Here is a 26114-nt window from a genome sequence, read left to right as displayed (position 1 = left end):
ACTTCGGGAGAAGGGGTGCTTTCTTAACGGAAAGCCGCAGTGAATAGGCCCAAGCGACTGTTTAGCAAAAACACAGCTCTCTGCGAAGCCGTAAGGCGAAGTATAGGGGGTGACACCTGCCCGGTGCTGGAAGGTTAAGGAGAGGGGTTAGCGTAAGCGAAGCTCTGAACTGAAGCCCCAGTAAACGGCGGCCGTAACTATAACGGTCCTAAGGTAGCGAAATTCCTTGTCGGGTAAGTTCCGACCCGCACGAAAGGTGTAACGATTTGGGCACTGTCTCAACCAGAGACTCGGTGAAATTATAGTACCTGTGAAGATGCAGGTTACCCGCGACAGGACGGAAAGACCCCGTGGAGCTTTACTGTAGCCTGATATTGAATTTTGGTACAGTTTGTACAGGATAGGCGGGAGCCATTGAAACCGGAGCGCTAGCTTCGGTGGAGGCGCTGGTGGGATACCGCCCTGACTGTATTGAAATTCTAACCTACGGGTCTTATCGACCCGGGAGACAGTGTCAGGTGGGCAGTTTGACTGGGGCGGTCGCCTCCTAAAGTGTAACGGAGGCGCCCAAAGGTTCCCTCAGAATGGTTGGAAATCATTCGTAGAGTGCAAAGGCATAAGGGAGCTTGACTGCGAGACCTACAAGTCGAGCAGGGACGAAAGTCGGGCTTAGTGATCCGGTGGTTCCGCATGGAAGGGCCATCGCTCAACGGATAAAAGCTACCCCGGGGATAACAGGCTTATCTCCCCCAAGAGTCCACATCGACGGGGAGGTTTGGCACCTCGATGTCGGCTCATCGCATCCTGGGGCTGTAGTCGGTCCCAAGGGTTGGGCTGTTCGCCCATTAAAGCGGTACGCGAGCTGGGTTCAGAACGTCGTGAGACAGTTCGGTCCCTATCCGTCGTGGGCGTAGGAAATTTGAGAGGAGCTGTCCTTAGTACGAGAGGACCGGGATGGACGCACCGCTGGTGTACCAGTTGTTCTGCCAAGGGCATAGCTGGGTAGCTATGTGCGGAAGGGATAAGTGCTGAAAGCATCTAAGCATGAAGCCCCCCTCAAGATGAGATTTCCCATAGCGTAAGCTAGTAAGATCCCTGAAAGATGATCAGGTTGATAGGTTCGAGGTGGAAGCATGGTGACATGTGGAGCTGACGAATACTAATAGATCGAGGACTTAACCATATAATATGAAGCAATGTTATCTAGTTTTGAAGGAATATGCCTTCATAGTTTGGTGATGATGGCAGAGAGGTCACACCCGTTCCCATACCGAACACGGAAGTTAAGCTCTCTAGCGCCGATGGTAGTTGGGACCTTGTCCCTGTGAGAGTAGGACGTCGCCAAGCAACTAAACACGAGTCAAATGACTCGTGTTTTTTCGTGTTTTCTTTTATAATCCATAGTAATTAAAAAATATGCTTAAATAATTACTATTTTGATTAAATGCAGGGGAATGTGGCTAGGATAGTGAATAAGCAAAAGAGTTGCAAATTTTATTAATACGTATATAATTAAAGTCAAAGATAGTCAAAGTCAATAAAGGTGGCGGATAAATGAGAAATATATCTGATATCATTGAGCAATATCTAAAGCAAGTTATTGACTTAAGTAATAATAATGTGATTGAAATCAAAAGAAATGAGATTGCGGATCGATTCGAGTGCGTACCATCTCAAATCAATTATGTAATCAATACCCGTTTTACATTAGAAAGAGGATTTGTAGTAGAAAGTAAACGTGGTGGAGGAGGTTACATTCGCATTATAAAAGTCAAACTGCATGATGATATAGACATTATTGATCAAATGCTTCATATGATTGATCATAGCGTTGCACAAGGGAATGCAGAGAGTATGATTATACGTTTATTAGAAGAGGGAATCATAACAGGCCGTGAAGCAAAACTAATGTTAAGTGTACTAGATCGTTCTGTATTATCAATGGATATTCCTTCTCGAGATGAACTTAGGGCTCGAATATTATGCGCAATGTTAAGAACACTGAAATATAAATAAATACAGCTTTTGTAAAAGAATGATAATTAAGATAGGGCAGTTAAATATTGTAGAAGTTTTGAAAAAGAGCATGTACTTTTATCTAAATGGATTAAGGAAAGAGGACAATCTAGTAATGTATGAAAAGTATCATGAGGTAGATCGTTCCTGTTGTAAAGGTGGGGATATTGATGACTTGTCAAAACTGTAATATAAGACCAGCAACTTTACATTATACAAAAGTAATCAACGAGAAGAAGGCGGAAGTTCATCTTTGTGAGCAATGTGCAGAGCAAAGTGGCTATACGTCTTTCTTTCAATCATCACAGTCTAACTTTTCATTTCATGATGTATTTGCTGGTTTATTACACGGTGAATCAACAATGTTTGGAGAAGGAAAAAACGGGTTTTCAAATACAAATACAGTAAGATGTCCAGGTTGTAAGATGACATATGAACATTTTACAAAGGTGGGACGCTTTGGTTGTGCTTCTTGTTACGATACATTTAAAGGACACTTAAACCCATTGTTAAAGCGACTTCATGGTGGACATACAGAACATTGTGGAAAAATTCCGGAACGAATGGAAGGAAATATCCACTTAAAGAAAGAATTAGATGAACTAAAACTTATTCTGAAACAATATGTACAGAATGAGGAGTTTGAGAAAGCTGCTGAGGTAAGAGATGAAATTCGAGGGCTTGAAACTCAGCTTAGTGAGCATAGAGAGGGGGAGTAGTTCTATGTCACTGGACAAAATTATGAATGAAGCGATTAGTCCATGGATGAAGGGGGATGGCCCTGATTCTGATATTGTTTTAAGTAGTCGAATTCGTTTGGCTCGTAATTTTAAGCAATATCAATTTTCTACTATGCAAAACGAAGAGGAAGCTCAAAAGGTTCAAGAATTATTTAAAAAGAAATTTATAAATAAAGCGGTAGAGCCCTTTGGGAAGTTTGGACTATTAAAAATGAATGAATTAACGCCTCTTCAAAGGAGAGTTTTAGTCGAAAAGCATTTAATTAGTCCAAATCTAGCAGGGACTGAATATGGAGCATGTCTGTTATCAGAAAGCGAACACATTAGTGTGATGCTTAATGAGGAAGACCACATTAGGATTCAGTGCCTATTTCCAGGACTACAGTTATCAAAGGCGCTTCAAAGTGCCAATCAAATAGATAATTGGATTGAGAAAGAGGTTGAATATGCTTTTGATGAATCACTTGGATATATTACGAGTTGTCCTACTAACGTTGGTACAGGATTAAGAGCTTCTGTAATGATTCATTTACCAGGGCTGGTTTTAACAAAAAGAATTAGCCGTATTATACAAGTAATTCAAAAATTAGGTTTAGTAGTAAGAGGAATATACGGTGAAGGTAGCGAAGCGTTAGGTAATATATTTCAAGTATCAAATCAAATGACGCTAGGGAAATCCGAAGAAGATATTATTGCAGATTTAAAGAGTGTCATGCAGCAAATTATACAACAAGAAAAATTGGCCAGAGAATTAATTGTACAAAATTCGAGTATTGAGCTTGAAGATAAGGTTTATCGTTCTTACGGTATACTAGCAAACAGTCGTTTAATTCAATCTGCAGAAGCGGCAACTTGCTTATCGGATGTACGACTTGGTATTGATCTAGGATATATAAAAGGTATATCGAGAAATATTTTGACTGAGCTAATGGTTCTTACGCAACCTGGTATTTTACAACAATACGCAGGAGGACCTTTAGGACCAGAAGAAAGAGATTATCGAAGAGCAACCTTAATCCGTGAGCGATTACGTATTGAAAAAAACTAAGCGCAAGTAGGAGGCGATTTCTATGATGTTTGGAAGATTTACAGAAAGAGCACAGAAAGTATTAGCTTTATCTCAAGAGGAAGCAATTCGCATTGGGCATAATAATATTGGAACAGAACATATTTTACTTGGGCTTGTACGCGAAGGTGAAGGAATTGCAGCAAAAGCGTTAATTGCTCTTGGATTGAGCCCGGAGAAAGTGCAAAAAGAGGTAGAAGCGTTAATTGGACGTGGAACAGAAGCTTCTCAAACTGTACATTATACACCTCGTGCTAAAAAAGTTATTGAATTGTCTATGGATGAAGCGCGTAAGCTAGGACATTCTTACGTTGGAACAGAACATATTTTACTTGGCTTAATCCGTGAAGGTGAAGGTGTAGCGGCACGTGTTTTAAATAATTTAGGCGTCAGCCTTAACAAAGCAAGACAACAAGTGTTACAACTTCTTGGAAGTAACGAGGCAAGTTCAGGTCATCAAGGTGGTTCATCGACAAATGCCAATACACCGACACTAGACAGTTTAGCGCGCGACTTAACAGTTGTTGCACGTGAGAATCGTTTGGATCCTGTTATTGGACGTAGTAAAGAAATTCAACGTGTAATTGAAGTGTTAAGCCGTAGAACAAAAAACAATCCAGTGTTAATTGGAGAGCCTGGTGTAGGTAAAACAGCAATTGCTGAAGGGTTAGCACAGCAAATCGTAAATAATGAAGTTCCTGAAACGTTAAGAGATAAGCGTGTTATGACACTAGATATGGGAACAGTGGTAGCTGGGACGAAATATCGTGGTGAGTTTGAAGATCGTTTAAAGAAAGTAATGGATGAAATACGTCAAGCAGGGAATATTATTCTATTTATTGATGAACTTCATACATTAATCGGTGCAGGTGGAGCAGAAGGTGCAATCGATGCATCAAATATTTTAAAACCATCTTTAGCACGCGGAGAATTACAATGTATTGGTGCGACAACTTTAGATGAGTATCGTAAATATATTGAAAAGGATGCAGCTTTAGAGAGACGTTTTCAGCCAATTCATGTTGATGAGCCGAGTCTAGAAGAATCAACTCAAATCTTGAAAGGTTTACGCGATCGTTATGAGGCCCATCACCGTGTGTCTATTACAGATGATGCAATTGATGCAGCTGTGAAACTTTCAGATCGTTATATTACAGATCGTTTCTTACCAGATAAAGCAATTGATTTAATTGATGAAGCTGCTTCAAAGGTTCGCTTACGTTCTTATACAACACCACCAAACTTAAAAGAGCTTGAAGTGAAGCTTGAGGAAATTCGAAAAGAAAAAGATGCGGCTGTACAAAGTCAAGAGTTTGAAAAGGCTGCTTCCTTACGTGATATGGAACAACGCTTACGTGAGAAATTAGAAGATACAAAGCGTCAGTGGAAAGAACAACAAGGAAAAGAAAATTCAGAGGTTACGGTAGAAGATATTGCAAATGTCGTTTCTACATGGACACGTATCCCTGTTTCTAAACTTGCACAAACAGAGACTGATAAATTATTAAATTTAGAATCCATTCTTCATGATCGTGTCATCGGCCAGGATGAAGCGGTAGTGGCTGTAGCGAAAGCTGTTCGTCGTGCAAGAGCAGGACTGAAAGATCCGAAACGTCCAATTGGTTCATTTATTTTCTTAGGACCAACAGGTGTAGGTAAAACAGAATTAGCAAGAGCGTTGGCAGAATCTATGTTCGGTGATGAGGATGCAATGATTCGCATTGATATGTCTGAGTATATGGAGAAACATTCAACTTCTCGCTTAGTTGGTTCTCCTCCAGGATATGTTGGGTATGAAGAAGGCGGACAATTAACAGAGAAGGTTCGTCGTAAGCCTTATTCAGTTGTCCTATTAGATGAAGTAGAGAAGGCACATCCTGATGTATTTAATATTCTACTACAGGTATTGGAAGATGGTCGTTTAACTGATTCTAAAGGACGTACAGTTGATTTCCGTAATACGATTGTTATTATGACGTCTAACGTTGGTGCTGAGGCGTTAAAACGTAACAAACATCTTGGATTTAACGTACAAGATGAAAGCCGTGATTATTCGGATATGAAAGGTAAAGTAATGGATGAGCTGAAAAAGGCATTTCGTCCAGAATTCTTAAACCGTATTGATGAAATTATCGTATTCCATATGCTTGAGAAAAAACATATTCAAGAAATTGTGACTCTTATGGTAAATCAGTTAGTGAATCGCTTAAAAGAACAAGAAATTGAATTGCAATTAACAGAAGGGGCGATTGCAGCTATTGCTGATAAAGGGTTTGATCGTGAATATGGTGCTCGTCCACTACGTAGAGCAATTCAGAAGCATGTAGAAGATAGACTATCGGAAGAACTTTTAAAAGGTGCTATTGAGAAAGGGCAAAAAGTTATCTTTGATGTAGAAGGGGAAACATTTGTCATTCATAGTGCTGAAAAGGTAAAATAAGTATAGACAAACTAAGAGGGCTACGAGATAGCCCTCTTTCTTGTACGAGAAGGTCAAATGTTTATAGATGAAAGCGAAGTGAAATATAAAAAGATATGGCTAAAAAGAAAACAAAATTCACATGTCAAGAGTGTGGTTATCAATCACCAAAATATATGGGTAAATGTCCGGGGTGTGGTCAATGGAATTCGCTTGTTGAAGAGATGGAACCAGTTGTATCATCCAGACGCCTAAATTATGCAAATGCAATTCAAACAGAAGTAACAAAACCAAGACGTCTTACAGAAGTAGAAACAAAGTCTGAGGCACGTATTGAAACAAAATTTCAGGAGTTTAACCGTGTACTAGGTGGCGGAATTGTAGATGGATCTTTAGTACTTATTGGTGGGGACCCTGGGATTGGAAAATCAACGTTATTATTACAGATTTCCTCGCAATTAGCAGATGCTTCATATGATGTATTGTATATATCAGGTGAGGAGTCAGCAAAGCAGATTAAACTTCGTGCAGATCGTTTACATGTAAATGGTAGTAATCTATTTGTTGTATCAGAGACAGATTTACAGCGTATTGCAGCACATATTGAAGAGATGAATCCTGCTTTTGTTGTTATTGATTCTATTCAAACGATACATTTACCTGAAGTGACATCAGCTCCTGGTAGTGTGGCGCAAGTACGTGAATGTACAGCAGAATTAATGAAACTTGCAAAAACAAAGGGAATCCCAATTTTCATCGTAGGGCATGTGACAAAAGAAGGGGCAATTGCGGGACCGCGTATGCTAGAACATATGGTCGATGCAGTTCTTTACTTTGAAGGAGATCGACACCATACATATCGTATTTTACGAGCTGTAAAGAATCGTTTTGGTTCTACGAATGAAATGGGTATCTTTGAAATGAAAGAACTTGGCCTTGCAGAAGTCTTAAATCCTTCTGAAATTTTCCTTGAGGAAAGACCAGTTGGAGTTGCAGGTTCAACAGTAGTTGCCTCAATGGAAGGAACAAGACCAGTTTTAGTAGAAATACAGGCATTAATTTCCCCTACTAGTTTTGGAAATCCTCGAAGAATGGCGACAGGAATTGATCATAATCGTGTCTCGCTTATTATGGCGGTACTAGAGAAAAGAACAGGTTTACTATTACAAAATCAAGATGCGTATTTAAAAGTAGCTGGTGGTTTGAAATTAGATGAACCGGCAATTGATTTAGCTGTTGCCTTAAGTATAGCTTCAAGTTTTAGAGATAAATCTACGGCACCAACTGATGCGGTAATAGGAGAAGTTGGATTAACTGGAGAAATAAGAAGAGTATCAAGAATTGAACAACGTGTACAAGAAGCAGCTAAATTAGGATTTCAACGTGCTATCATTCCTAGAAAAAATTTAGGGGGGTGGACAATTCCAGAGGGGATTGAGGTTGTAGGTGTTTCTAATTTAGGAGAAGCGCTTCGTTTGACATTAGGAGGCTAGGCTATGGAAGAAAATAAGCAACGTGTCAAAAGTATAATTAATATTTTACAGCTCGTGGCCCCGGGAACACCACTGCGCGAAGGGATAGATAATGTACTTCGTGCACAAACAGGGGGACTAATTGTTCTTGGGTATAATGAGCAGATTAAAAGCATTGTTGATGGTGGTTTTCATATTAATTGCGCATTCTCTCCTGCTAGTTTATATGAATTAGCAAAAATGGATGGAGCACTTATTTTAAATGAAACTGGAAGTAAAATTTTAATTGCAAACGCACAGTTAGTTCCGGATTCATCTATTGATTCTATTGAAACAGGTATGCGTCACCGAACAGCAGAGCGTGTAGCAAAGCAGACGGGCAGCCTTGTTGTGGCCATTTCACAAAGACGTAATGTAATTACGCTATATCAAGGGAACTTACGTTATACATTAAAAGATATAGGTGTCATTTTAACAAAAGCAAATCAAGCAATTCAAACGCTAGAAAAATATAAGGCTGTATGGAATGACGGCATTACGAATTTGGGTATTCTAGAATTTGAAGAGGTCGTTACAATGTCCGAGGTGGTTCACGTTTTACATAGTGTTGAAATGGTGCTGCGTATTAAAAATGAAATATTGAGCTATATTCATGAGTTAGGAACAGAAGGTAGGTTAATTCGTTTACAGCTTACAGAATTACTAGCTGATTTAGAGGCAGAGGCAGCATTGTTAATTAAAGATTATCACCAGGAGAAAACACAAGACCATCATCAAATCTTGAAAAAGTTACAAGATCTTGCAAATACACAACTTTTAGAGGATAGTGATTTAGTTAAATTGCTTGGCTATCCAGGACAAACAAGTTTAGAAGAAAGTGTGACACCTAGAGGGTACCGAATCACAAGCAAGATTTCTCGTGTTCCACCACTTATTATCGAGAATTTAATTAATCGATTTAAAACATTGCAAGGTGTTTGCCGAGCAACTATTAATGAATTGGATGATGTGGAAGGAATTGGAGAAGTGAGAGCGAAGAAAATACGAGAAGGTCTAAAAAGAATTCAAGAGCATCTCTATATGAGTAGACACAATTAAGAATATTACATTGATTCTATAATATAACGACACTAGAACATTTTTGGTATATGATATGATATATTGGTAAATAAAACTATTTACAAAAAAAACACGTCCGCTTTTGCATTCGGCGTTTTGATTAGCGAAACAATGGTTAATAATGAGTAGGAGGTGGTTGGATGTTAAAACGGATTGTACAGCTCTTCTTTTTAGTGATCGGGGGAGCGTTAGGGATTTACTTAATCCCCAAAATTATTAATGTATTAGATATCGGTGCGGTTCCTTTGTTGGAAGGATCGTATGTTCGTGCAATTATTGGTGCAATTATTTTATTTTTAACAACATTTTGGCTTGTAGATTATATTGTTCAACTTATTAAGCATATTGAAGAGGCTCTTGTAAAGGCGCCTGTAGCAGATGTTTTATTTGGTACATTAGGATTAATCTCTGGTCTTATTGTTGCATATTTAATTTTGATACCAATTCGTGAATTTACAATTCCAGTTATTAGTACGGTGTTGCAAGTGTTCTTCACCCTTTTACTTGGATATTTAGGATTCCAAGTAGGATTTAAAAAGAGGAATGAATTGCTAGGATTATTTACATTACCCCAACGCGGAGGTAAGAAGAAAAACAATAGTGAGAATGAAGAGGTAGAGGTCGAAGCAGAAAAATCTACGACTCATTGGAAAATTCTCGATACGAGTGTAATTATTGACGGACGTATTGCAGATATTTGCCAAACAAAGTTTTTAGAAGGAACAATTGTCATTCCGCAATTCGTATTAGAAGAGCTTCAGCATATTGCCGATTCTTCAGATGCTTTAAAGCGTAATCGTGGCCGCAGAGGGCTAGACATTTTAAATCGTATTCAAAAGGAGATGCCAATTCCGGTAGAAATTTATGAAGGCGATTTCGATGATATCCAAGAAGTAGATAGCAAGCTTGTAAAGTTGGCAAAAATCACTGGTGGAACTGTAGTAACAAACGATTTCAATTTAAACAAAGTTTCTGAATTACAAGGGGTTACGGTGTTAAACATTAATGATTTAGCTAATGCGATTAAACCAGTCGTACTCCCTGGTGAAGAATTAAGTGTTTATGTTGTGAAAGATGGTAAAGAACAAAATCAAGGTGTTGCATACTTAGATGATGGTACGATGATTGTAGTAGAAGATGGTAGAGAGTATGTGGGTTCACAACTTGACGTACTTGTTACTAGCGTATTACAAACATCGGCTGGTCGTATGATTTTCGCAAAACGTAAATTGCTAGAAAAAGCATTATAAGTAGAGGATTATCAATATGTATACATTAATTATTCCGGCAGCGGGCCAAGGAAAACGAATGGGTGCTGGTAAAAATAAGTTATTTTTACTTATAGATGAAGTACCAATTATTGTGCACACATTGCGTGCTTTTGAAAAAGATAAAGCGTGCAAAAGTATTATTATGGCAATTAACGAAGAAGAACGCCCGTATTTTGAAGAGTTAATGCAGAAGTACCAGATTGAAAAGCACGTACAATTCATTCAGGGTGGAGCCGAAAGACAAGATAGCGTCTATAACGCACTTCAGTATGCGAGTGGTGTCGAATATGTTCTTGTGCATGACGGGGCGCGCCCGTTCGTAACGAATAAAGTGATTCGCGATGTATTAACTGCAGCAGAAAAATATGGAGCTTCCATTTGTGCAGTGCCAGTAAAAGATACTGTTAAGAAAGTAGAGAAGGGTGTTGTTGTAGAAACGGTAGAGCGATCTCAACTTAACGCTGTACAAACACCACAAGGATTCTCTGTTTCTCTTTTGCTAGAAGCTCATAGAAGCGCAAAGCAAAGTTGTTTTCTTGGCACAGATGATGCAAGTCTCGTAGAACGTGTTGGGAAGCAAGTAGGTGTAGTAGAGGGGAGTTACTATAATATTAAAGTGACGACTCCGGAAGATCTATTAATTGCTGAAAGTTTCCTACGTGTTCAGAAGAAATAACATTGATGACGTGTTAATAAAGAAAAGCTCGGCAACAGCCGGGCTTTTCTTTATAAGGATAGCGATATAATATAGAGTCATAAAGCTCAGTAGTTTAGCTTAAGGAGGAAGTAAGGATGTTTCGAATTGGACAAGGTTTTGATGTACATGAATTTGCGGAAGGGCGCCCGTTGATTATCGGTGGAATTACAATTCCACACGAGAAAGGATTAATCGGCCATTCAGATGCAGATGTATTGTTACATACGATTGCTGATGCATGTTTAGGTGCGATTGCAGCAGGAGATATCGGAAAGCATTTCCCTGATACAGACCCAGCTTTTAAAGATGCAGATTCAGCTGTATTGTTACAAAAAGTTTGGGAATTTGTGCGTGAACAAGGTTACGAGTTAGGAAATTTAGATTGTACAATTATTGCTCAAAAACCAAAAATGGCACCACATATTGAGAGTATGCGTAAGCGCATTAGTGAACTGTTAGAAACGTCTATCGATAACATTAATGTAAAGGCAACAACAACAGAAAAATTAGGATTTACAGGTAGAGAAGAAGGGATTGCTTCTCAAGCGGTTGTTTTATTACAGAAAAAATAATGGTTTTTAATTCGTAAGATGGATAATCACATTTTTTTGGTGTACAATTATAGAATGTGTTGACATTAAGAATGGAAGGTGTACCAATTATGGAAAAGCAAGTGAGAGTGCGCTACGCGCCAAGTCCAACAGGACACTTACATATCGGAAATGCGCGTACGGCATTATTTAATTATTTATTTGCTCGTCATTTAGATGGCAAATTTATTATTCGTATTGAAGATACTGATGTAAAACGTAACGTGGCTGGTGGAGAAGAAAGCCAATTAAAATACTTGAAATGGCTCGGTATGGACTGGGATGAAGGTGTTGATGTTGGTGGTGAATTTGGACCATATCGCCAAACAGAGCGTTTAGATATTTATAAAAAATTATATGAAGATTTATTAGAGCGTGGTCTAGCTTATAAATGTTATATGACAGAAGAAGAGCTAGAAGCAGAGCGTGAAGGACAAATCGCTCGCGGTGAAACACCTCGTTACGCAGGTAACCACCGTGAATTAACTGAAGAACAAGTGAAAGAATTTGAAGCTGAGGGACGTATTCCAAGTATTCGTTTCCGTGTACCAGCTGATCGTGACTACACATTCAAAGATATTGTAAAAGATGAAGTTGCGTTCCATTCAAATGATTTCGGTGATTTTGTTATTGTGAAAAAGGATGGAATTCCAACTTATAACTTTGCAGTAGCAGTAGATGATCATCTAATGGAAATTACACATGTACTTCGTGGTGATGATCATATTTCAAATACACCGAAACAAATGATGATTTATGAAGCTTTCGGCTGGGATATTCCACAATTCGGTCATATGACTCTAATTGTTAATGAAAGTCGTAAAAAGTTAAGTAAGCGTGATGAATCTATTATTCAATTTATTGAGCAATATAAAGAGCTTGGGTATCTTCCAGAAGCAATCTTTAACTTTATTGCACTACTAGGTTGGTCTCCGGTAGGAGAAGAAGAAATCTTCTCTAAAGATGAGTTTATCAAAATGTTCGATGCAGCTCGTTTATCAAAATCACCTGCATTATTTGATTCTCAAAAACTAAAATGGATGAACAACCAGTATATGAAAAAGCAAGATTTAGATACGGTTGTAGAGTTAAGCTTACCGCATTTAGTGAAAGCTGGACGTGTGGGAGAAACTTTAAGCGAACAAGACCAAGCTTGGATTCGTGATGTAATTGCTTTATACCATGAACAAATGAGTTTTGGAGCTGAAATTGTAGAGCTTTCTGAAATGTTCTTTAAAGATCATGTTGATTATGAAGAAGAAGGACAAGAAGTATTAAATGGTGAACAAGTACCTGAAGTACTTCGTGCATTTGCTGGTCAAATAGAAGCTCTAGAAGCAATGGAGCCAGCAGCAATTAAGGCAGCGATTAAAGCAGTTCAAAAGGAAACAGGACATAAAGGTAAAAATTTATTTATGCCAATCCGTGTTGCAACTACAGGACAAACGCATGGTCCAGAGCTTCCGAATGCTATTGCACTTCTTGGAAAAGAAAAAGTTTTAAATCGTCTTCAAAAAGTAATTGGTTAACATTTTCTAGGTTTAGAAATATAATAAGTATACCTAAAACCTAATAAGGAAAAGCGACGAGAAGGAGAAGTAGAAAATCAGGCTTTTTACAGAGAGAACCACCTTTAGGCTGGGAGTGGTTTATAAGCGGATTTTTGAAATGCCCCTTCGAGTCTTCTGCTGAACAGCGAATTGCTTCGTGGGATGTCTTAGGCCGCAAAGTAAGCAGAAGCGGTGTACACCGTTATCATGGATGAGTTTGAGGCTTTTTTAAGCCTAAACAGAGTGGAACCGCGCTTAAAAGGCGTCTCTGTCAATATGACAGAGACGCCTTTTTTTTATACCCTGTAAATAGGTATGAATATAGAATTTATCTCCTTATATAAAGAATTAGGGGAGAAGTGATGAGTTAGGGGAGTTAGTTCGTTCGACAAAAAAGCAGCCCATAAAGGGGAGGGAACACCGATGTTTAAGAGGCTTCGGGAAGATATTGAAGTCGTTTTTGAACAGGATCCAGCGGCAAGAGGTTATTTCGAAGTCATTTTAACTTACTCTGGATTACATGCAGTTTGGGCCCATCGAATTGCACATGCTTTTTATAAAAGAAATTTTTTCTTTCTTGCACGTTTTGTTTCACAAGTGAGCCGCTTTTTTACTGGCATTGAGATCCATCCAGGAGCAACTATTGGTCGACGCTTTTTTATAGATCATGGAATGGGAGTTGTAATTGGAGAAACTTGTGAAATTGGTGATAATGTAACGATTTATCAAGGGGTTACATTAGGTGGTACAGGAAAAGAAAAAGGGAAGAGGCACCCAACAATTCAGGATAATGTATTAATTGCGACGGGTGCTAAAGTTCTTGGGTCTATTACTGTGGGAGAGAATTCTAAAATCGGAGCAGGGTCTGTCGTATTAAAAGAAGTTCCTGCACATTCTACAGTTGTAGGTATACCTGGCCGTGTCGTTATTCAAAATGGAGTAAAGATTGGTCAAGAATTAAATCACTCTGACCTTCCAGATCCGATTTTTGATAAATTAAAGGCTATGGAAGTAGAACTTGATAAATTGAAGAAACAATTGGAATTAAAGGTAGAAAGGAAGGATAAAAATGACTATTCACATTTATAATACGTTAACACGTCAAAAAGAAGAGTTTGTTCCATTAGAAGAAAATAAGGTAAAGATGTATGTATGCGGACCTACAGTTTATAACTACATTCATATTGGGAATGCAAGACCTCCTATGGTATTCGATACAGTGCGTCGTTATTTAGAATACAAAGGATACGATGTGCAATATGTATCTAACTTTACGGACGTAGATGATAAATTAATTAAAGCGGCAAATGAATTAGGTGAAGATGTACCAACGATTGCTGATCGTTTTGTTGAAGCGTACTTTGAAGATGTAACAGCACTAGGTTGCAAACACGCAACAGTTCATCCTCGTGTAACAGAAAATATGGATATCATTATTGAATTTATTCAAGAACTTGTGAATAAAGGGTATGCATATGAATCAGAGGGTGATGTGTACTTTAAGACGAAGGAATTCGAAGGTTACGGTAAATTATCACATCAACCAATCGCAGATTTACGTCACGGTGCTCGTATTGAGGTAGGGGAAAAGAAACAAGACCCTCTTGATTTTGCTTTATGGAAAGCTGCGAAAGAAGGAGAAATCTTCTGGGAAAGCCCTTGGGGGCAAGGACGTCCAGGATGGCATATTGAATGCTCAGCAATGGCGCGTAAGTACTTAGGGGATACAATTGACATTCATGCTGGTGGGCAAGACTTGGCGTTCCCGCATCATGAAAATGAAATTGCGCAGTCAGAGGCATTGACTGGAAAAACGTTTGCACGTTACTGGATGCATAATGGATATATTAATATTAACAATGAGAAGATGTCTAAATCGCTGGGTAACTTTATTTTAGTTCACGATATTATTAAGCAATACGACCCGCAGTTAATTAGATTCTTTATGTTATCAGTACACTATCGTCACCCGATTAACTTTAGTGAAGAGTTATTACAAAGTACGAATAATGGACTGGAAAGAATTAAAACAGCTTATGGAAACTTAAAGCATCGTATGGAGAGTAGTACGGATTTAACGGACCATAATGAGAAATGGTTAGCTGAAATAGAGAAATTCCAGACTGCATTTGAAGAGGCAATGAATGATGACTTTAACACTGCAAATGCAATTACCGAATTATACAACGTAGCAAATCATGCAAATCAATATTTACTTGAAGAGCATACATCTAAAGTTGTGATTGAAGCATACGTAAAACAACTGGAAACGTTATTTGATATTTTAGGATTAGAATTATCAAAAGAAGAATTACTGGATGAAGAAATTGAAGAACTTATCCAAAAGCGCATTGAAGCTCGTAAAAATCGCGATTTCGCATTGTCTGATCAAATTCGTGACGATTTAAAAGAACGTAATATTATTTTAGAAGATACCGCTCAAGGTACAAGATGGAAAAGAGGATAAGGATGATTGATGCAAAGCAATTAAACAGCTTGGCGTTAGCGTATATGGGTGATGCGGTATATGAACAATATATCCGCTATCACCTCCTTCAAAAAGGAAAAGTTCGCCCTAATCAATTACATCGCTTAGGGACGAGCTTTGTTTCAGCAAAAGCACAGGCGAAAGTTGTTTATCATTTATTAGAGACGGCATTTTTGACAGAGGAAGAAGAGGCGGTATTAAGAAGAGGGCGTAATGCAAATTCAGGTACAGTTCCGAAAAATACGGATGTACAAACATATCGACATAGTACAGCCTTTGAAGCACTAATTGGTTATCATCATTTATTAAATAATCGTGAAAGATTAGACGAAATTGTATATAAGGCAATTGCAGTTTTAGAAGAAAAGGAAGGGGGCACATCATCATGACTAGTGAATATATTATCGGACGTAACCCTGTAATTGAAGCGTTAAGATCAGGGAGAGATATTAATAAAATTTGGATCGCAGAAGGTGCTGCCAAAGGACAAGTACAAATTGTACTAGCGTTAGCGAAAGAAAATAAGATTATTTTACAACATGCACCAAAGAAAAAGTTAGATCAATTAGTTGAGGGTAATCATCAAGGTGTAATTGCTCAAGTAGCTGCATATCAGTATGCAGAGTTAGAAGATTTATTCAAAGTGGCAGAAAAACGTAATGAAGCTCCGTTCTTCTTGATTTTAGATGAGATTGAAGATCCGCATAACCTAGGTTCTATTATGCGTACTGCTGATGCAACAGGAGCTCATGGAATTATTATTCCGAAGAGAAGAGCTGTGGGACTTACCGCATCAGTTGCGAAAGCATCAACAGGAGCGATTGAATACATTCCTGTTGCGCGCGTAACAAACTTATCTCGTACAATTGATGAATTAAAAGAGCGTGGACTTTGGATTGCTGGTACAGATGCCAAAGGGAAAACGGATTACCGTAATTTAGATGGTACAATGCCGATTGGATTAGTAATTGGTAGTGAAGGAAAAGGTATGAGTCGTATTATTGGTGAAAAGTGTGATTTCTTAATCACTCTACCGATGGTTGGTAAAGTTACATCCTTAAATGCTTCAGTAGCCGCAAGTTTGTTAATGTATGAGGTATATCGTAAACGTCACGAAATTGGTAAATAAAAAATGAACGATATTTTAATCGTTGACGGTTACAACATTATCGGAGCTTGGGGAGATTTGAAGAAACTGCGGGATGTAGATTTACAATCATCAAGAGATGCGCTTATTGATAAGATGGCGGATTATCAAGGTTATACAGGTACAAAAGTGATGATAGTCTTTGATGCCTATACAGTCCATGGTATTGAAAAAAAGATGAAACAATCTCGTGTAGAAGTAATATTCACACGAAAGAATCAAACTGCAGACGAAAAGATAGAGCAACTTGCGATAGAGCTTAGAAATATAAATACACAAATATATGTTGCGACGTCTGATTATACAGAACAATGGGTTATATTTGGGCAAGGTGCCCTTCGAAAATCTGCGCGTGAATTAGAGTTGGAAGTACAAGCGATGGAACAACAAGTAAGAAGGCGCACAAAAGACACGAAAGAACAGCAGCCCGCCATGCGAAAGATATTTAGTAAAGATATTACAGAAAAATTAGAAAAATTAAGAAGAGGAGAGCGTTGAAGCATTGACGCTCTTTATCTTTTTACTGTATAATATTGCTAAATAAATAGCGGTCGGAGGGATCAAGGTGGAAGCAGGCTTCGTAAGTATAGGCGACGTTACATTTCGTGATTTAGAGGATGAGGCAATCGTTGAGTTAGTTCGAAAAGGTAATACTGACGCTCTAGAATATTTAATTCACAAGTATAAGAACTTTGTTCGTGCGAAATCAAGATCTTACTTTTTAGTGGGTGCCGATCGAGAAGACATTGTTCAAGAAGGTATGATAGGGTTGTTTAAAGCAATTCGTGATTATAAAGAGGACAAGCTGTCTTCATTCAAAGCATTTGCTGAACTATGTATCACTCGACAAATTATTACCGCTATTAAAACGGCAACAAGACAAAAACATATTCCTTTAAATTCGTATGTGTCTTTAGATAAGCCGATTTACGATGAGGAATCTGATCGAACGTTATTGGATGTTATTTCTGAAGCGAAGGTGACTGATCCTGAAGAGATGATCATTAGCCAGGAAGAATATACAGACATAGAATCAAAAATATCTGAATTATTAAGCGATTTAGAAAGGAAAGTGCTTTCTTTATATTTAGATGGTCGTTCTTATCAAGAGATTTCAGAACAGTTAAACAGGCATGTGAAATCTATTGATAACGCTTTACAAAGAGTAAAGAGAAAATTGGAACGATATATGGAAATGAGAGAAAGTACAACTTTAAATTCATAAGAAGTAACAAGTGCTACAGGTGTAAAATAAATCACCTGTTTTCTTTTGTAGAGAGTACAAAATGCATGTCATTGACATTGTCTTTTATTGTATGATACATTTTTAGGGACATAATGTTACAAGGTTGGTGTAACTAATGAGGAAAAAAGTTGTACTCTCATGTGAAGAGTGTAAAAATCGAAACTACTCTACTATGAAAGATACGAGCTCAATAGAGCGACTTGAAATAAAAAAGTTTTGTAAAACATGCAATCAGCATACAGTTCACAAGGAAACAAAATAAATAATTGAAATAATACACTGGAGGTCCCGCAGATGCGTTTAACGAACTTTTTCGGCGATGTAGGTCGCGAAATGAAAAAAGTAAGTTGGCCTAAAAAAGATGAATTACTCCGCTCAACAGCGACTGTTGTTGCTACAGTTGTGTTCTTTGCGATTTTCTTCGCAGTAGTTGATATGGGCATTTCTTCTTTAATTCGGTTAATTCTTGGTTAATTCTTGAATAAGAAGCACTTATCCATGATATAATGTTATTTATAAGAACTGTGTAAAAGCCCGGTGAACGGGTTTTTTCATTTGCGCAAAAAAATGTACGTCAGGGAGGGAAGGACGCTCGTCCTAAATGAATGGAAAAAAGTTGGTATGTTGTCCATACTTATTCTGGATATGAAAATAAAGTAAAAGCAAACCTAGAGAAACGTGTAGAATCAATGGGTATGCAAGATAAAATTTTCCGTGTTGTTGTCCCGGAAGAAGTAGAAGTAGAAATGAAAAACGGAAAAGAAAAATTAATGAAAAGAAAAGTGTTCCCAGGTTATGTATTAGTAGAATTAATCATGACTGATGACTCTTGGTATGTTGTACGTAACACGCCGGGTGTAACTGGGTTCGTTGGTTCTTCTGGTTCTGGATCTAAACCATCACCTCTATTAGAAGAGGAAGTTGTTACCATTATGAAACATATGGGAATGGATAACGAAGTGGTTGATTTCGACTTTGAACTTCATGAGACAGTACGTGTAAATGAGGGACCATTCGCAGATTATACAGGTGCTATTGAAGAAATTGATGTGGAGAAGAAAAAGGTTAGCGTGCTTGTGGACATGTTTGGTCGCGAGACTCCAGTTGAACTTGACTTCCATCAAATTGAAAAATTATAAAATGAAACTTGAAATGAATTGTAAAAAGTGATAATATCTTTTAAGTCAGTACGTCTTCGTTATCGGAGACGTTTTTTGAAAGATTTTATCCTTACAGATAAAATATGACGTGGGAGGGCAAATCACTGTCCAATTGACCACATCACGGACTTAAGGAGGTGTGTCTCGTGGCTAAAAAGGTAATTAAAATGGTAAAGCTTCAAATTCCTGCAGGTAAAGCTAACCCAGCTCCACCAGTTGGTCCAGCATTAGGACAAGCAGGTGTTAACATCATGGGCTTCTGTAAAGAGTTTAACGCTCGTACAGCAGATCAAGCTGGTCTTATCATCCCTGTTGAAATTACGGTATTTGAGGACCGTTCATTCACTTTCATTACTAAAACTCCTCCTGCTGCTGTTCTTCTTAAGAAAGTAGCTGGTATTGAGTCTGGTTCTGGTGAACCAAACCGTAATAAAGTGGCAACTGTTAAGCGTGATAAAGTACGCGAAATCGCTGAAACTAAAATGCCTGACCTAAACGCTGCTAGCGTAGAAGCTGCAATGCGTATGGTTGAAGGTACTGCACGCAGTATGGGCATCGTTATCGAAGACTAATTCGATTTGTTTTTAAAAAAGGTTGCGGGTCTGGAATTCCAATTCGCAACCTTTATTATCGTAAATGATTATCGTTTTTAAATAAATGGATGGCGCTCATCCTCAGGTTATACCTGAAAACAGGCGTAAACGTGGGAGGTTATTCCGCTAAAACCACATTCGAGGAGGAAATAAAAATGGCTAAAAGAGGTAAAAAGTACGTAGAAGCTGCAAAGCTTGTTGATCGTGCAGCTGCTTACTCTGCAACAGAAGCAGTAGAATTAGTAAAGAAAACAAACACAGCTAAATTTGATGCAACTGTAGAAGCTGCATTCCGTTTAGGCGTTGACCCTAAGAAAGCTGACCAACAAATCCGTGGTGCAGTTGTTCTTCCACACGGTACTGGTAAAGTACAACGTGTATTAGTATTTGCTAAAGGTGAAAAAGCAAAAGAAGCTGAAGCTGCTGGAGCTGACTTCGTAGGCGATACTGATTACATCGGTAAAATCCAACAAGGTTGGTTCGATTTCGATGTAGTAGTAGCAACTCCTGACATGATGGGTGAAGTTGGTAAACTTGGTCGCGTATTAGGACCTAAAGGTTTAATGCCAAACCCTAAAACTGGAACAGTTACTTTCGATGTAACTAAAGCTGTTAACGAAATCAAAGCTGGTAAAGTTGAATACCGCGTTGATAAAGCTGGTAACATCCACGTTCCAATCGGTAAAGTATCTTTCGAAGATGCTAAATTAGTAGAAAACTTCAAAACAATTGCTGACACTTTACAAAAAGTTAAGCCAGCTGCTGCAAAAGGTACTTACATGAAGAACGTAACAGTTGCTTCTACAATGGGACCTGGCGTACGTGTAGACGTTTCTACATTAGCGTAAATTTTGGAAGTTGACTTCATAAAGAAGTTTTAATATAATCATTTATGTTGTGAATTTAATTAGTGTACCGTAGACAGTAGGTGTCAATAGACTTAATTTCCTACCTAGGTGTTAATATACGAAGCGGAATCTTTTTTCTGTGACTATATGCCTCCATGTCTACAAGTTGGGCATGGAGGTTTTTAGTGCACTTTCGGTACATCTTCTATATAATCTACAGGAGGTGTAATAACATGAGCAAAGTAATCGAAACTAAACAACAAGTTGTAACTGAAATCGCGGACAAACTTCGCGCTAGTAAATCTACAATCGTTGTTGACTACCGTGGTTTAACAGTTTCTGAAGCAACAGAATTACGTAAGCAATTACGTGAAGCTGGCGTTGAGTTCAAAGTTTACAAAAACTCTCTAACTCGTCGTGCTGCAGAATCTGCTGAAATGGCTGAGTTAAATGAATTCTTAACAGGACCAAACGCAATCGCGTTCAGTAACGAGGATGTAGTTGCTCCTGCGAAAGTATTAAACGACTTCGCTAAAGATCATGAAGCTTTAGAAATTAAAGCGGGCGTAATCGAAGGTAAACTTGTAACACTTGATGAGGTTAAAGCAATCGCTACTCTTCCATCACGTGAAGGCTTACTTTCTATGCTTCTTAGCGTTCTTCAAGCTCCAATCCGTAACCTTGCACTTGCTACTAAAGCAGTTGCAGACCAAAAGGAAGAGCAAGGCGCTTAATTTTTTAAAAGATAATTACGTATTATCGATAAAACAATACAAACCTATTTAAGGGAGGATATTTACAATGACTAAAGAACAAATCATTGAAGCAGTTAAATCTATGACTGTATTAGAACTTAACGACTTAGTAAAAGCTATCGAGGAAGAATTCGGCGTAACTGCTGCTGCTCCTGTAGCTGTTGCTGGTGGCGCTGGAGAAGCTGCTGCTGAGAAAACTGAATTTGATGTGGAACTAACTAGCGCTGGTGCACAAAAAATCAAAGTTATCAAAGTTGTTCGTGAAATCACTGGTCTTGGCTTAAAAGAAGCTAAAGAATTAGTTGACAACACTCCAAAAGTAATCAAAGAAGCTGCTGCTAAAGAAGAAGCTGAAGAAATCAAAGCTAAACTTGAAGAAGTTGGCGCTGCTGTAGAAGTTAAGTAATTAACTTTTGATGCTTTAAAAAAAGCTCGCTCTCATGCGAGCTTTTTTTTTAACTGTAAAGAAAAGAGGTGGCCATATGGCAGACCATTATTTTTCTAACGACCCTTCTAGTAAAAGTGATCGTAAGCGATGGGAGTTTGCCCTTCGTGGATCTCGATTTACTTTCTTATCTGACCATGGGGTGTTCTCGAAAAACGAAGTGGACTTTGGTTCCCGTCTTTTAATTGAAGCGTTTCAAATGCCAGATATTAAAGGTGATATATTAGACGTAGGTTGCGGATACGGTCCTATTGGTTTGTCGTTAGCGAAAGAGTTTCAAGGTCGTGAAGTTCACATGGTGGATGTGAACGAGAGGGCACTTGGGCTTGCGAAAGAAAACGCCGCTAATAACAAAATCGAGAATATACGTATTTTTCAAAGTAGCGTCTATGAAAATGTAGATGGTAAGTATGCTGCTATTCTATCTAACCCTCCAATTCGTGCGGGTAAAGATATTGTACATGAGATTTTAGAAAAAGCTGTGGAGTATTTAGTTCCAGGTGGAGAACTTTGGATTGTTATTCAAAAGAAACAAGGTGCACCGTCTGCGCTAAAAAAACTAGAAGAAGTATTTTCTGAAGTTGAGGTTGTAGAAAAGAAAAAAGGATATTATATCATAAAATCAAAAAAACGTTGACGGTTATTTTTGGCTATGTTAACATTATACAATGCCAATATATGATTTTCTGCGTTGAGAAAGATGTATATTTTTGTTTCTCTTGGAAAAGATAGTAAAATCAGTAGATTATGAAACAGAATGATGGTTTTCTTATAGAAGCCATTTTTCTTTTTTGAGCAGGTAGAAAGACTCAACGTATTTATCTTTAAGAGAAAGAGACTACGCTAATAGCAGTAGTTGTATTTATTTGTGATTTTGCACAAATTTTTTTGTGCATTTATAATACTCATGATTTGAGGGGTGAAGCAGTTGACAGGTCAACTAGTTCAATACGGACGCCACCGCCAACGAAGAAGTTATGCCCGTATTAGTGAAGTATTAGAGTTACCAAATCTTATCGAAATTCAAACCTCTTCTTATCAGTGGTTTCTTGATGAGGGTTTGCGAGAAATGTTCCAAGACATTTCTCCGATTGAAGACTTTACGGGAAATCTATCGCTTGAATTTATCGACTACAGCTTAGGTGAACCTAAATACTCTGTAGACGAATGCAAAGAGCGTGATGTGACGTATGCAGCACCACTTCGTGTAAAAGTGCGTCTAATCAACAAGGAAACTGGTGAAGTAAAAGAACAAGATGTGTTCATGGGAGATTTCCCACTCATGACAGAGACTGGAACATTCGTAATTAACGGTGCAGAACGTGTTATCGTTTCCCAGTTAGTTCGCTCTCCAAGCGTATACTATAGTGGCAAAGTGGATAAAAACGGAAAACGTGGTTTTACTGCTACTGTAATTCCAAACCGCGGAGCTTGGTTAGAGTATGAGACAGATGCTAAGGATGTTGTATATGTGCGTATTGACCGTACGCGTAAACTTCCTGTAACTGTTTTGTTACGCGCATTAGGGTTTGGCTCTGATCAAGAAATCACCGAGCTTTTAGGTGATAACGAATACTTAAGCAACACATTAGAAAAAGACAACACAGATAGCACAGAAAAAGCATTGCTTGAAATTTATGAGCGTCTACGTCCTGGTGAACCACCAACGGTAGAAAATGCTAAGAGCTTACTTGTGTCTCGTTTCTTCGATCCAAAGCGCTACGATTTAGCAAATGTAGGTCGCTATAAGATCAACAAGAAGTTACACATTAAAAACAGATTGTTTAATCAACGTTTAGCTGAAACATTAGTGGATCCAGAAACTGGTGAAATTTTAGCTGCAGAAGGAACAATCTTAGATCGTCGTACACTTGATCGCATTTTACCTTACTTAGAGAAAAACATTGGATTCAAAACAGCGAAACCAATGGGTGGAGTGGTAGAAGGCGATGTTGAGCTGCAATCTATTAAGATTTATGCTCCTGAGTCGGAAGGCGAACGCGTAATTAATGTAATTGGTAATGCAAACATTACTCGTGATGTGAAACACATCACACCAGGTGATATCCTTGCTTCTATCAGTTACTTCTTCAACCTACTATACAAAGTAGGGGATACAGATGATATTGACCATTTAGGAAACCGTCGTCTGCGTTCTGTTGGAGAACTATTACAAAATCAATTCCGTATCGGTCTTTCTCGTATGGAACGTGTTGTTCGTGAGAGAATGTCGATCCAAGATACAAATGCAATTACACCACAGGCACTAATTAATATTCGTCCTGTTATTGCATCTATTAAAGAGTTCTTCGGAAGTTCTCAGTTATCTCAGTTTATGGACCAAACAAACCCATTAGCAGAGTTAACTCACAAACGAAGACTATCTGCATTAGGACCTGGTGGTTTAACGCGTGAGCGCGCAGGCTTTGAAGTGCGTGACGTTCATTACTCTCACTACGGTCGTATGTGTCCGATTGAAACACCAGAGGGACCAAACATCGGTTTGATTAACTCATTATCTTCGTTCGCGAAAGTAAATGAGTTTGGTTTCATTGAAACACCATACCGTCGTGTTGACCCAGAAACTGGTCTTGTAACAGGGCATGTTGATTACTTAACAGCAGATGAAGAAGATAACTATGTTGTAGCCCAAGCGAATATGAAATTATCTGACGAAGGTGAATTCCTAAGTGAAGATATCGTAGCTCGTTTCCGTGGTGAAAACATTGTCACAAATAGAGAACGCATCGACTACATGGATGTATCTCCAAAACAAGTAGTGTCGGCAGCGACAGCTTGTATTCCGTTCTTAGAAAACGATGACTCTAACCGCGCACTTATGGGAGCGAACATGCAACGTCAGGCGGTTCCGTTAATGAATCCGGAATCTCCGATTGTAGGTACAGGTATGGAGTACGTATCAGCAAAAGACTCAGGTGCTGCAGTAATCTGTAAACATCCTGGTGTTGTTGAGCGCGTAGAAGCACGTGAAGTTTGGGTACGTCGCTATGTAGAAGTTGACGGTCAAACAGTAAAAGGCGACTTAGATCGCTACAAAATGCAAAAATTCATTCGTTCTAACCAAGGAACTTGTTACAACCAACGTCCAATCGTAAGTGTTGGAAATGAAGTTGTAAAAGGTGAAATCCTTGCGGATGGTCCTTCTATGGAATTAGGTGAACTAGCACTTGGACGTAACGTGCTTGTTGGCTTCATGACTTGGGACGGTTATAACTACGAGGATGCGATCATCATGAGTGAGCGCCTTGTAAAAGATGATGTGTACACTTCTATTCATATTGAAGAATATGAATCAGAAGCTCGTGATACGAAGCTTGGACCAGAAGAAATTACACGTGACATTCCAAACGTTGGGGAAGACGCATTACGTAACCTTGACGAGCGCGGTATCATTCGCGTTGGTGCTGAAGTAAAAGATGGAGATTTACTTGTTGGTAAAGTAACACCTAAAGGTGTAACAGAATTAACAGCTGAAGAACGTCTATTACATGCTATCTTTGGAGAAAAAGCTCGTGAAGTACGTGATACATCACTACGTGTACCACACGGTGGTGGCGGTATTATCTTAGACGTAAAAGTATTCAACCGTGAAGATGGCGATGAATTGCCACCAGGCGTGAATCAACTTGTACGTGCATATATCGTTCAAAAACGTAAAATTTCTGAAGGTGATAAGATGGCCGGACGTCACGGTAACAAAGGTGTTATTTCTCGTATTTTACCAGAAGAAGATATGCCTTACTTACCAGACGGTACGCCAATCGATATCATGTTAAACCCATTAGGGGTACCATCTCGTATGAATATCGGTCAGGTATTAGAGCTTCATCTTGGTATGGCAGCAAGATACCTTGGTATTCACATTGCAACACCAGTATTCGATGGTGCTCGTGAGGAAGACGTTTGGGGCACAATTGAAGAAGCTGGTATGGCAAATGACGCGAAAACAATCCTGTATGACGGACGTACTGGTGAACCATTCGATAACCGCGTATCTGTTGGTGTCATGTATATGATCAAACTTGCGCACATGGTTGACGATAAACTTCATGCTCGTTCTACTGGACCATACTCACTTGTAACGCAGCAACCTCTTGGAGGTAAAGCTCAGTTCGGTGGACAGCGTTTCGGTGAGATGGAGGTTTGGGCACTTGAAGCTTACGGTGCTGCTTATACTCTTCAAGAAATCTTAACAGTGAAGTCTGATGATGTTGTTGGACGTGTTAAGACTTATGAAGCAATTGTTAAAGGCGAAAATGTTCCAGAACCAGGCGTTCCTGAATCATTCAAAGTATTGATTAAAGAGCTGCAAAGTTTAGGTATGGACGTTAAAATGATGTCTAGCGACGATACAGAAATTGAAATGCGTGATACAGAAGATGACGATGATCATCAATCAGCAGATAAATTGAATGTCGAAGTTGAGACAACTAAGGAATAATTGGGATAACCTGTAGACTAAAAGGGAGGT

General features: G+C 38.6%; 25 protein-coding genes, 2 rRNA genes and 2 other annotated features (1 of these 29 cut by a window edge). All 27 genes read left to right on the top strand.

Annotated elements, in window-relative coordinates:
- A 23S ribosomal RNA gene (locus MKY38_RS21820) occupies positions 1-1183 on the top strand (it extends 1739 nt beyond the left edge of the window).
- Positions 1184-1231: 48 nt separating this feature from the next.
- Positions 1232-1347: ribosomal RNA gene (gene rrf / locus MKY38_RS21815) — 5S ribosomal RNA — on the top strand.
- Positions 1348-1554: 207 nt separating this feature from the next.
- Complete coding sequence (gene ctsR, locus MKY38_RS21810) at positions 1555-2016, top strand: transcriptional regulator CtsR (RefSeq protein WP_001244565.1); 462 nt, start codon at positions 1555-1557, stop codon at positions 2014-2016.
- A gap of 170 nt (positions 2017-2186) precedes the next feature.
- A complete protein-coding gene (locus MKY38_RS21805; RefSeq protein WP_000128402.1) occupies positions 2187-2735 on the top strand; it encodes a UvrB/UvrC motif-containing protein in 549 nt (182 codons plus the stop codon).
- 4 nt (positions 2736-2739) lie between these two features.
- A complete protein-coding gene (locus MKY38_RS21800) occupies positions 2740-3804 on the top strand; it encodes a protein arginine kinase (RefSeq protein ID WP_000050842.1) in 1065 nt (354 codons plus the stop codon).
- Between the two features lie 22 nt (positions 3805-3826).
- A complete protein-coding gene (clpC, locus tag MKY38_RS21795; protein ID WP_000971184.1) occupies positions 3827-6262 on the top strand; it encodes an ATP-dependent protease ATP-binding subunit ClpC in 2436 nt (811 codons plus the stop codon).
- Positions 6263-6357: 95 nt separating this feature from the next.
- A complete protein-coding gene (radA, locus tag MKY38_RS21790; protein ID WP_001085202.1) occupies positions 6358-7734 on the top strand; it encodes a DNA repair protein RadA in 1377 nt (458 codons plus the stop codon).
- Positions 7735-7737: 3 nt separating this feature from the next.
- Positions 7738-8811 (top strand): DNA integrity scanning diadenylate cyclase DisA, encoded by a 1074-nt coding sequence (disA, locus tag MKY38_RS21785; protein WP_000392158.1) that lies wholly within the window; start codon positions 7738-7740, stop codon positions 8809-8811.
- Between the two features lie 161 nt (positions 8812-8972).
- Positions 8973-10082, top strand: coding sequence for a PIN/TRAM domain-containing protein (locus MKY38_RS21780; RefSeq protein WP_000919677.1), 1110 nt, complete (start codon positions 8973-8975; stop codon positions 10080-10082).
- A gap of 16 nt (positions 10083-10098) precedes the next feature.
- Positions 10099-10779: a 2-C-methyl-D-erythritol 4-phosphate cytidylyltransferase gene (ispD, locus tag MKY38_RS21775; RefSeq protein ID WP_000288283.1), complete on the top strand. Its 681-nt coding sequence runs from the start codon at positions 10099-10101 to the stop codon at positions 10777-10779.
- 116 nt (positions 10780-10895) lie between these two features.
- Positions 10896-11372, top strand: coding sequence for a 2-C-methyl-D-erythritol 2,4-cyclodiphosphate synthase (gene ispF, locus MKY38_RS21770; protein ID WP_000488386.1), 477 nt, complete (start codon positions 10896-10898; stop codon positions 11370-11372).
- Positions 11373-11461: 89 nt separating this feature from the next.
- Positions 11462-12919, top strand: coding sequence for a glutamate--tRNA ligase (gltX, locus tag MKY38_RS21765; protein WP_000415143.1), 1458 nt, complete (start codon positions 11462-11464; stop codon positions 12917-12919).
- Positions 12920-12966: 47 nt separating this feature from the next.
- Positions 12967-13213 (top strand) — a binding site (T-box leader).
- 150 nt (positions 13214-13363) lie between these two features.
- On the top strand, positions 13364-14029 hold the full coding sequence (cysE, locus tag MKY38_RS21760; RefSeq protein WP_000476497.1) for a serine O-acetyltransferase: 666 nt from the start codon (positions 13364-13366) through the stop codon (positions 14027-14029).
- Positions 14010-15407 (top strand): cysteine--tRNA ligase, encoded by a 1398-nt coding sequence (gene cysS / locus MKY38_RS21755; RefSeq protein WP_000152276.1) that lies wholly within the window; start codon positions 14010-14012, stop codon positions 15405-15407. The genes cysE and cysS overlap by 20 nt, the downstream gene beginning before the upstream one ends.
- Before the next feature lie 2 nt (positions 15408-15409).
- A complete protein-coding gene (locus tag MKY38_RS21750; RefSeq protein ID WP_000564261.1) occupies positions 15410-15817 on the top strand; it encodes a Mini-ribonuclease 3 in 408 nt (135 codons plus the stop codon).
- Positions 15814-16557 carry a 23S rRNA (guanosine(2251)-2'-O)-methyltransferase RlmB gene (gene rlmB, locus MKY38_RS21745; RefSeq protein WP_065223391.1) on the top strand — a complete coding sequence of 248 codons (744 nt, stop codon included), beginning with the start codon at positions 15814-15816 and terminating at the stop codon, positions 16555-16557. The genes MKY38_RS21750 and rlmB overlap by 4 nt, the downstream gene beginning before the upstream one ends.
- Before the next feature lie 3 nt (positions 16558-16560).
- Complete coding sequence (locus MKY38_RS21740; RefSeq protein WP_000997886.1) at positions 16561-17073, top strand: NYN domain-containing protein; 513 nt, start codon at positions 16561-16563, stop codon at positions 17071-17073.
- A 67-nt stretch (positions 17074-17140) separates the two neighbouring features.
- Positions 17141-17800 (top strand): RNA polymerase sporulation sigma factor SigH, encoded by a 660-nt coding sequence (locus MKY38_RS21735; protein ID WP_000387193.1) that lies wholly within the window; start codon positions 17141-17143, stop codon positions 17798-17800.
- 136 nt (positions 17801-17936) lie between these two features.
- Complete coding sequence (gene rpmG, locus MKY38_RS21730; protein WP_014481927.1) at positions 17937-18083, top strand: 50S ribosomal protein L33; 147 nt, start codon at positions 17937-17939, stop codon at positions 18081-18083.
- A 32-nt stretch (positions 18084-18115) separates the two neighbouring features.
- A complete protein-coding gene (gene secE / locus MKY38_RS21725) occupies positions 18116-18295 on the top strand; it encodes a preprotein translocase subunit SecE (protein ID WP_001241323.1) in 180 nt (59 codons plus the stop codon).
- A 131-nt stretch (positions 18296-18426) separates the two neighbouring features.
- Positions 18427-18960, top strand: coding sequence for a transcription termination/antitermination protein NusG (gene nusG, locus MKY38_RS21720; protein WP_000415794.1), 534 nt, complete (start codon positions 18427-18429; stop codon positions 18958-18960).
- 167 nt (positions 18961-19127) lie between these two features.
- Positions 19128-19553: a 50S ribosomal protein L11 gene (gene rplK / locus MKY38_RS21715; protein ID WP_001085872.1), complete on the top strand. Its 426-nt coding sequence runs from the start codon at positions 19128-19130 to the stop codon at positions 19551-19553.
- Positions 19554-19729: 176 nt separating this feature from the next.
- Entirely contained in the window at positions 19730-20422 is a 693-nt protein-coding gene (gene rplA / locus MKY38_RS21710; RefSeq protein WP_001987630.1) for a 50S ribosomal protein L1, read from the top strand.
- Positions 20423-20471: 49 nt separating this feature from the next.
- Positions 20472-20616: a sequence feature (ribosomal protein L10 leader region), on the top strand.
- A gap of 39 nt (positions 20617-20655) precedes the next feature.
- A complete protein-coding gene (rplJ, locus tag MKY38_RS21705) occupies positions 20656-21156 on the top strand; it encodes a 50S ribosomal protein L10 (RefSeq protein WP_000048716.1) in 501 nt (166 codons plus the stop codon).
- 67 nt (positions 21157-21223) lie between these two features.
- Complete coding sequence (rplL, locus tag MKY38_RS21700; protein WP_000159736.1) at positions 21224-21583, top strand: 50S ribosomal protein L7/L12; 360 nt, start codon at positions 21224-21226, stop codon at positions 21581-21583.
- A gap of 76 nt (positions 21584-21659) precedes the next feature.
- The gene (locus MKY38_RS21695) at positions 21660-22259 is read left to right on the top strand and encodes a class I SAM-dependent methyltransferase (RefSeq protein WP_000763263.1); all 600 of its coding nucleotides are present in this window, start codon (positions 21660-21662) and stop codon (positions 22257-22259) included.
- A gap of 291 nt (positions 22260-22550) precedes the next feature.
- Positions 22551-26084, top strand: a complete 3534-nt coding sequence (gene rpoB, locus MKY38_RS21690; RefSeq protein ID WP_000147553.1) for a DNA-directed RNA polymerase subunit beta — start codon at positions 22551-22553, stop codon at positions 26082-26084.
- Positions 26085-26114 lie beyond the last annotated feature (30 nt).

Origin of the sequence: Bacillus sp. FSL R5-0585, assembly GCF_038004545.1 — a bacterium.
Classification (GTDB): domain Bacteria; phylum Bacillota; class Bacilli; order Bacillales; family Bacillaceae_G; genus Bacillus_A; species Bacillus_A cereus.
The sequence above is the reverse complement of the archived record's forward strand: the minus strand, read 5'-3'. Positions and strand labels throughout refer to the sequence as shown.

Excerpts from the sequence above, each read along its gene's own strand:
- ctsR (WP_001244565.1), top strand. The coding sequence starts at position 1,555 with ATGAGAAATATATCTGATATCATTGAGCAATATCTAAAGCAAGTTATT.
- MKY38_RS21805 (WP_000128402.1), top strand. The coding sequence starts at position 2,187 with ATGACTTGTCAAAACTGTAATATAAGACCAGCAACTTTACATTATACA.
- MKY38_RS21800 (WP_000050842.1), top strand. The coding sequence starts at position 2,740 with ATGTCACTGGACAAAATTATGAATGAAGCGATTAGTCCATGGATGAAG.
- clpC (WP_000971184.1), top strand. The coding sequence starts at position 3,827 with ATGATGTTTGGAAGATTTACAGAAAGAGCACAGAAAGTATTAGCTTTA.
- radA (WP_001085202.1), top strand. The coding sequence starts at position 6,358 with ATGGCTAAAAAGAAAACAAAATTCACATGTCAAGAGTGTGGTTATCAA.
- disA (WP_000392158.1), top strand. The coding sequence starts at position 7,738 with ATGGAAGAAAATAAGCAACGTGTCAAAAGTATAATTAATATTTTACAG.
- MKY38_RS21780 (WP_000919677.1), top strand. The coding sequence starts at position 8,973 with ATGTTAAAACGGATTGTACAGCTCTTCTTTTTAGTGATCGGGGGAGCG.
- ispD (WP_000288283.1), top strand. The coding sequence starts at position 10,099 with ATGTATACATTAATTATTCCGGCAGCGGGCCAAGGAAAACGAATGGGT.
- ispF (WP_000488386.1), top strand. The coding sequence starts at position 10,896 with ATGTTTCGAATTGGACAAGGTTTTGATGTACATGAATTTGCGGAAGGG.
- gltX (WP_000415143.1), top strand. The coding sequence starts at position 11,462 with ATGGAAAAGCAAGTGAGAGTGCGCTACGCGCCAAGTCCAACAGGACAC.
- cysE (WP_000476497.1), top strand. The coding sequence starts at position 13,364 with ATGTTTAAGAGGCTTCGGGAAGATATTGAAGTCGTTTTTGAACAGGAT.
- cysS (WP_000152276.1), top strand. The coding sequence starts at position 14,010 with ATGACTATTCACATTTATAATACGTTAACACGTCAAAAAGAAGAGTTT.
- MKY38_RS21750 (WP_000564261.1), top strand. The coding sequence starts at position 15,410 with ATGATTGATGCAAAGCAATTAAACAGCTTGGCGTTAGCGTATATGGGT.
- rlmB (WP_065223391.1), top strand. The coding sequence starts at position 15,814 with ATGACTAGTGAATATATTATCGGACGTAACCCTGTAATTGAAGCGTTA.
- MKY38_RS21740 (WP_000997886.1), top strand. The coding sequence starts at position 16,561 with ATGAACGATATTTTAATCGTTGACGGTTACAACATTATCGGAGCTTGG.
- rpmG (WP_014481927.1), top strand. The coding sequence starts at position 17,937 with ATGAGGAAAAAAGTTGTACTCTCATGTGAAGAGTGTAAAAATCGAAAC.
- secE (WP_001241323.1), top strand. The coding sequence starts at position 18,116 with ATGCGTTTAACGAACTTTTTCGGCGATGTAGGTCGCGAAATGAAAAAA.
- nusG (WP_000415794.1), top strand. The coding sequence starts at position 18,427 with ATGGAAAAAAGTTGGTATGTTGTCCATACTTATTCTGGATATGAAAAT.
- rplA (WP_001987630.1), top strand. The coding sequence starts at position 19,730 with ATGGCTAAAAGAGGTAAAAAGTACGTAGAAGCTGCAAAGCTTGTTGAT.
- rplJ (WP_000048716.1), top strand. The coding sequence starts at position 20,656 with ATGAGCAAAGTAATCGAAACTAAACAACAAGTTGTAACTGAAATCGCG.
- rplL (WP_000159736.1), top strand. The coding sequence starts at position 21,224 with ATGACTAAAGAACAAATCATTGAAGCAGTTAAATCTATGACTGTATTA.
- MKY38_RS21695 (WP_000763263.1), top strand. The coding sequence starts at position 21,660 with ATGGCAGACCATTATTTTTCTAACGACCCTTCTAGTAAAAGTGATCGT.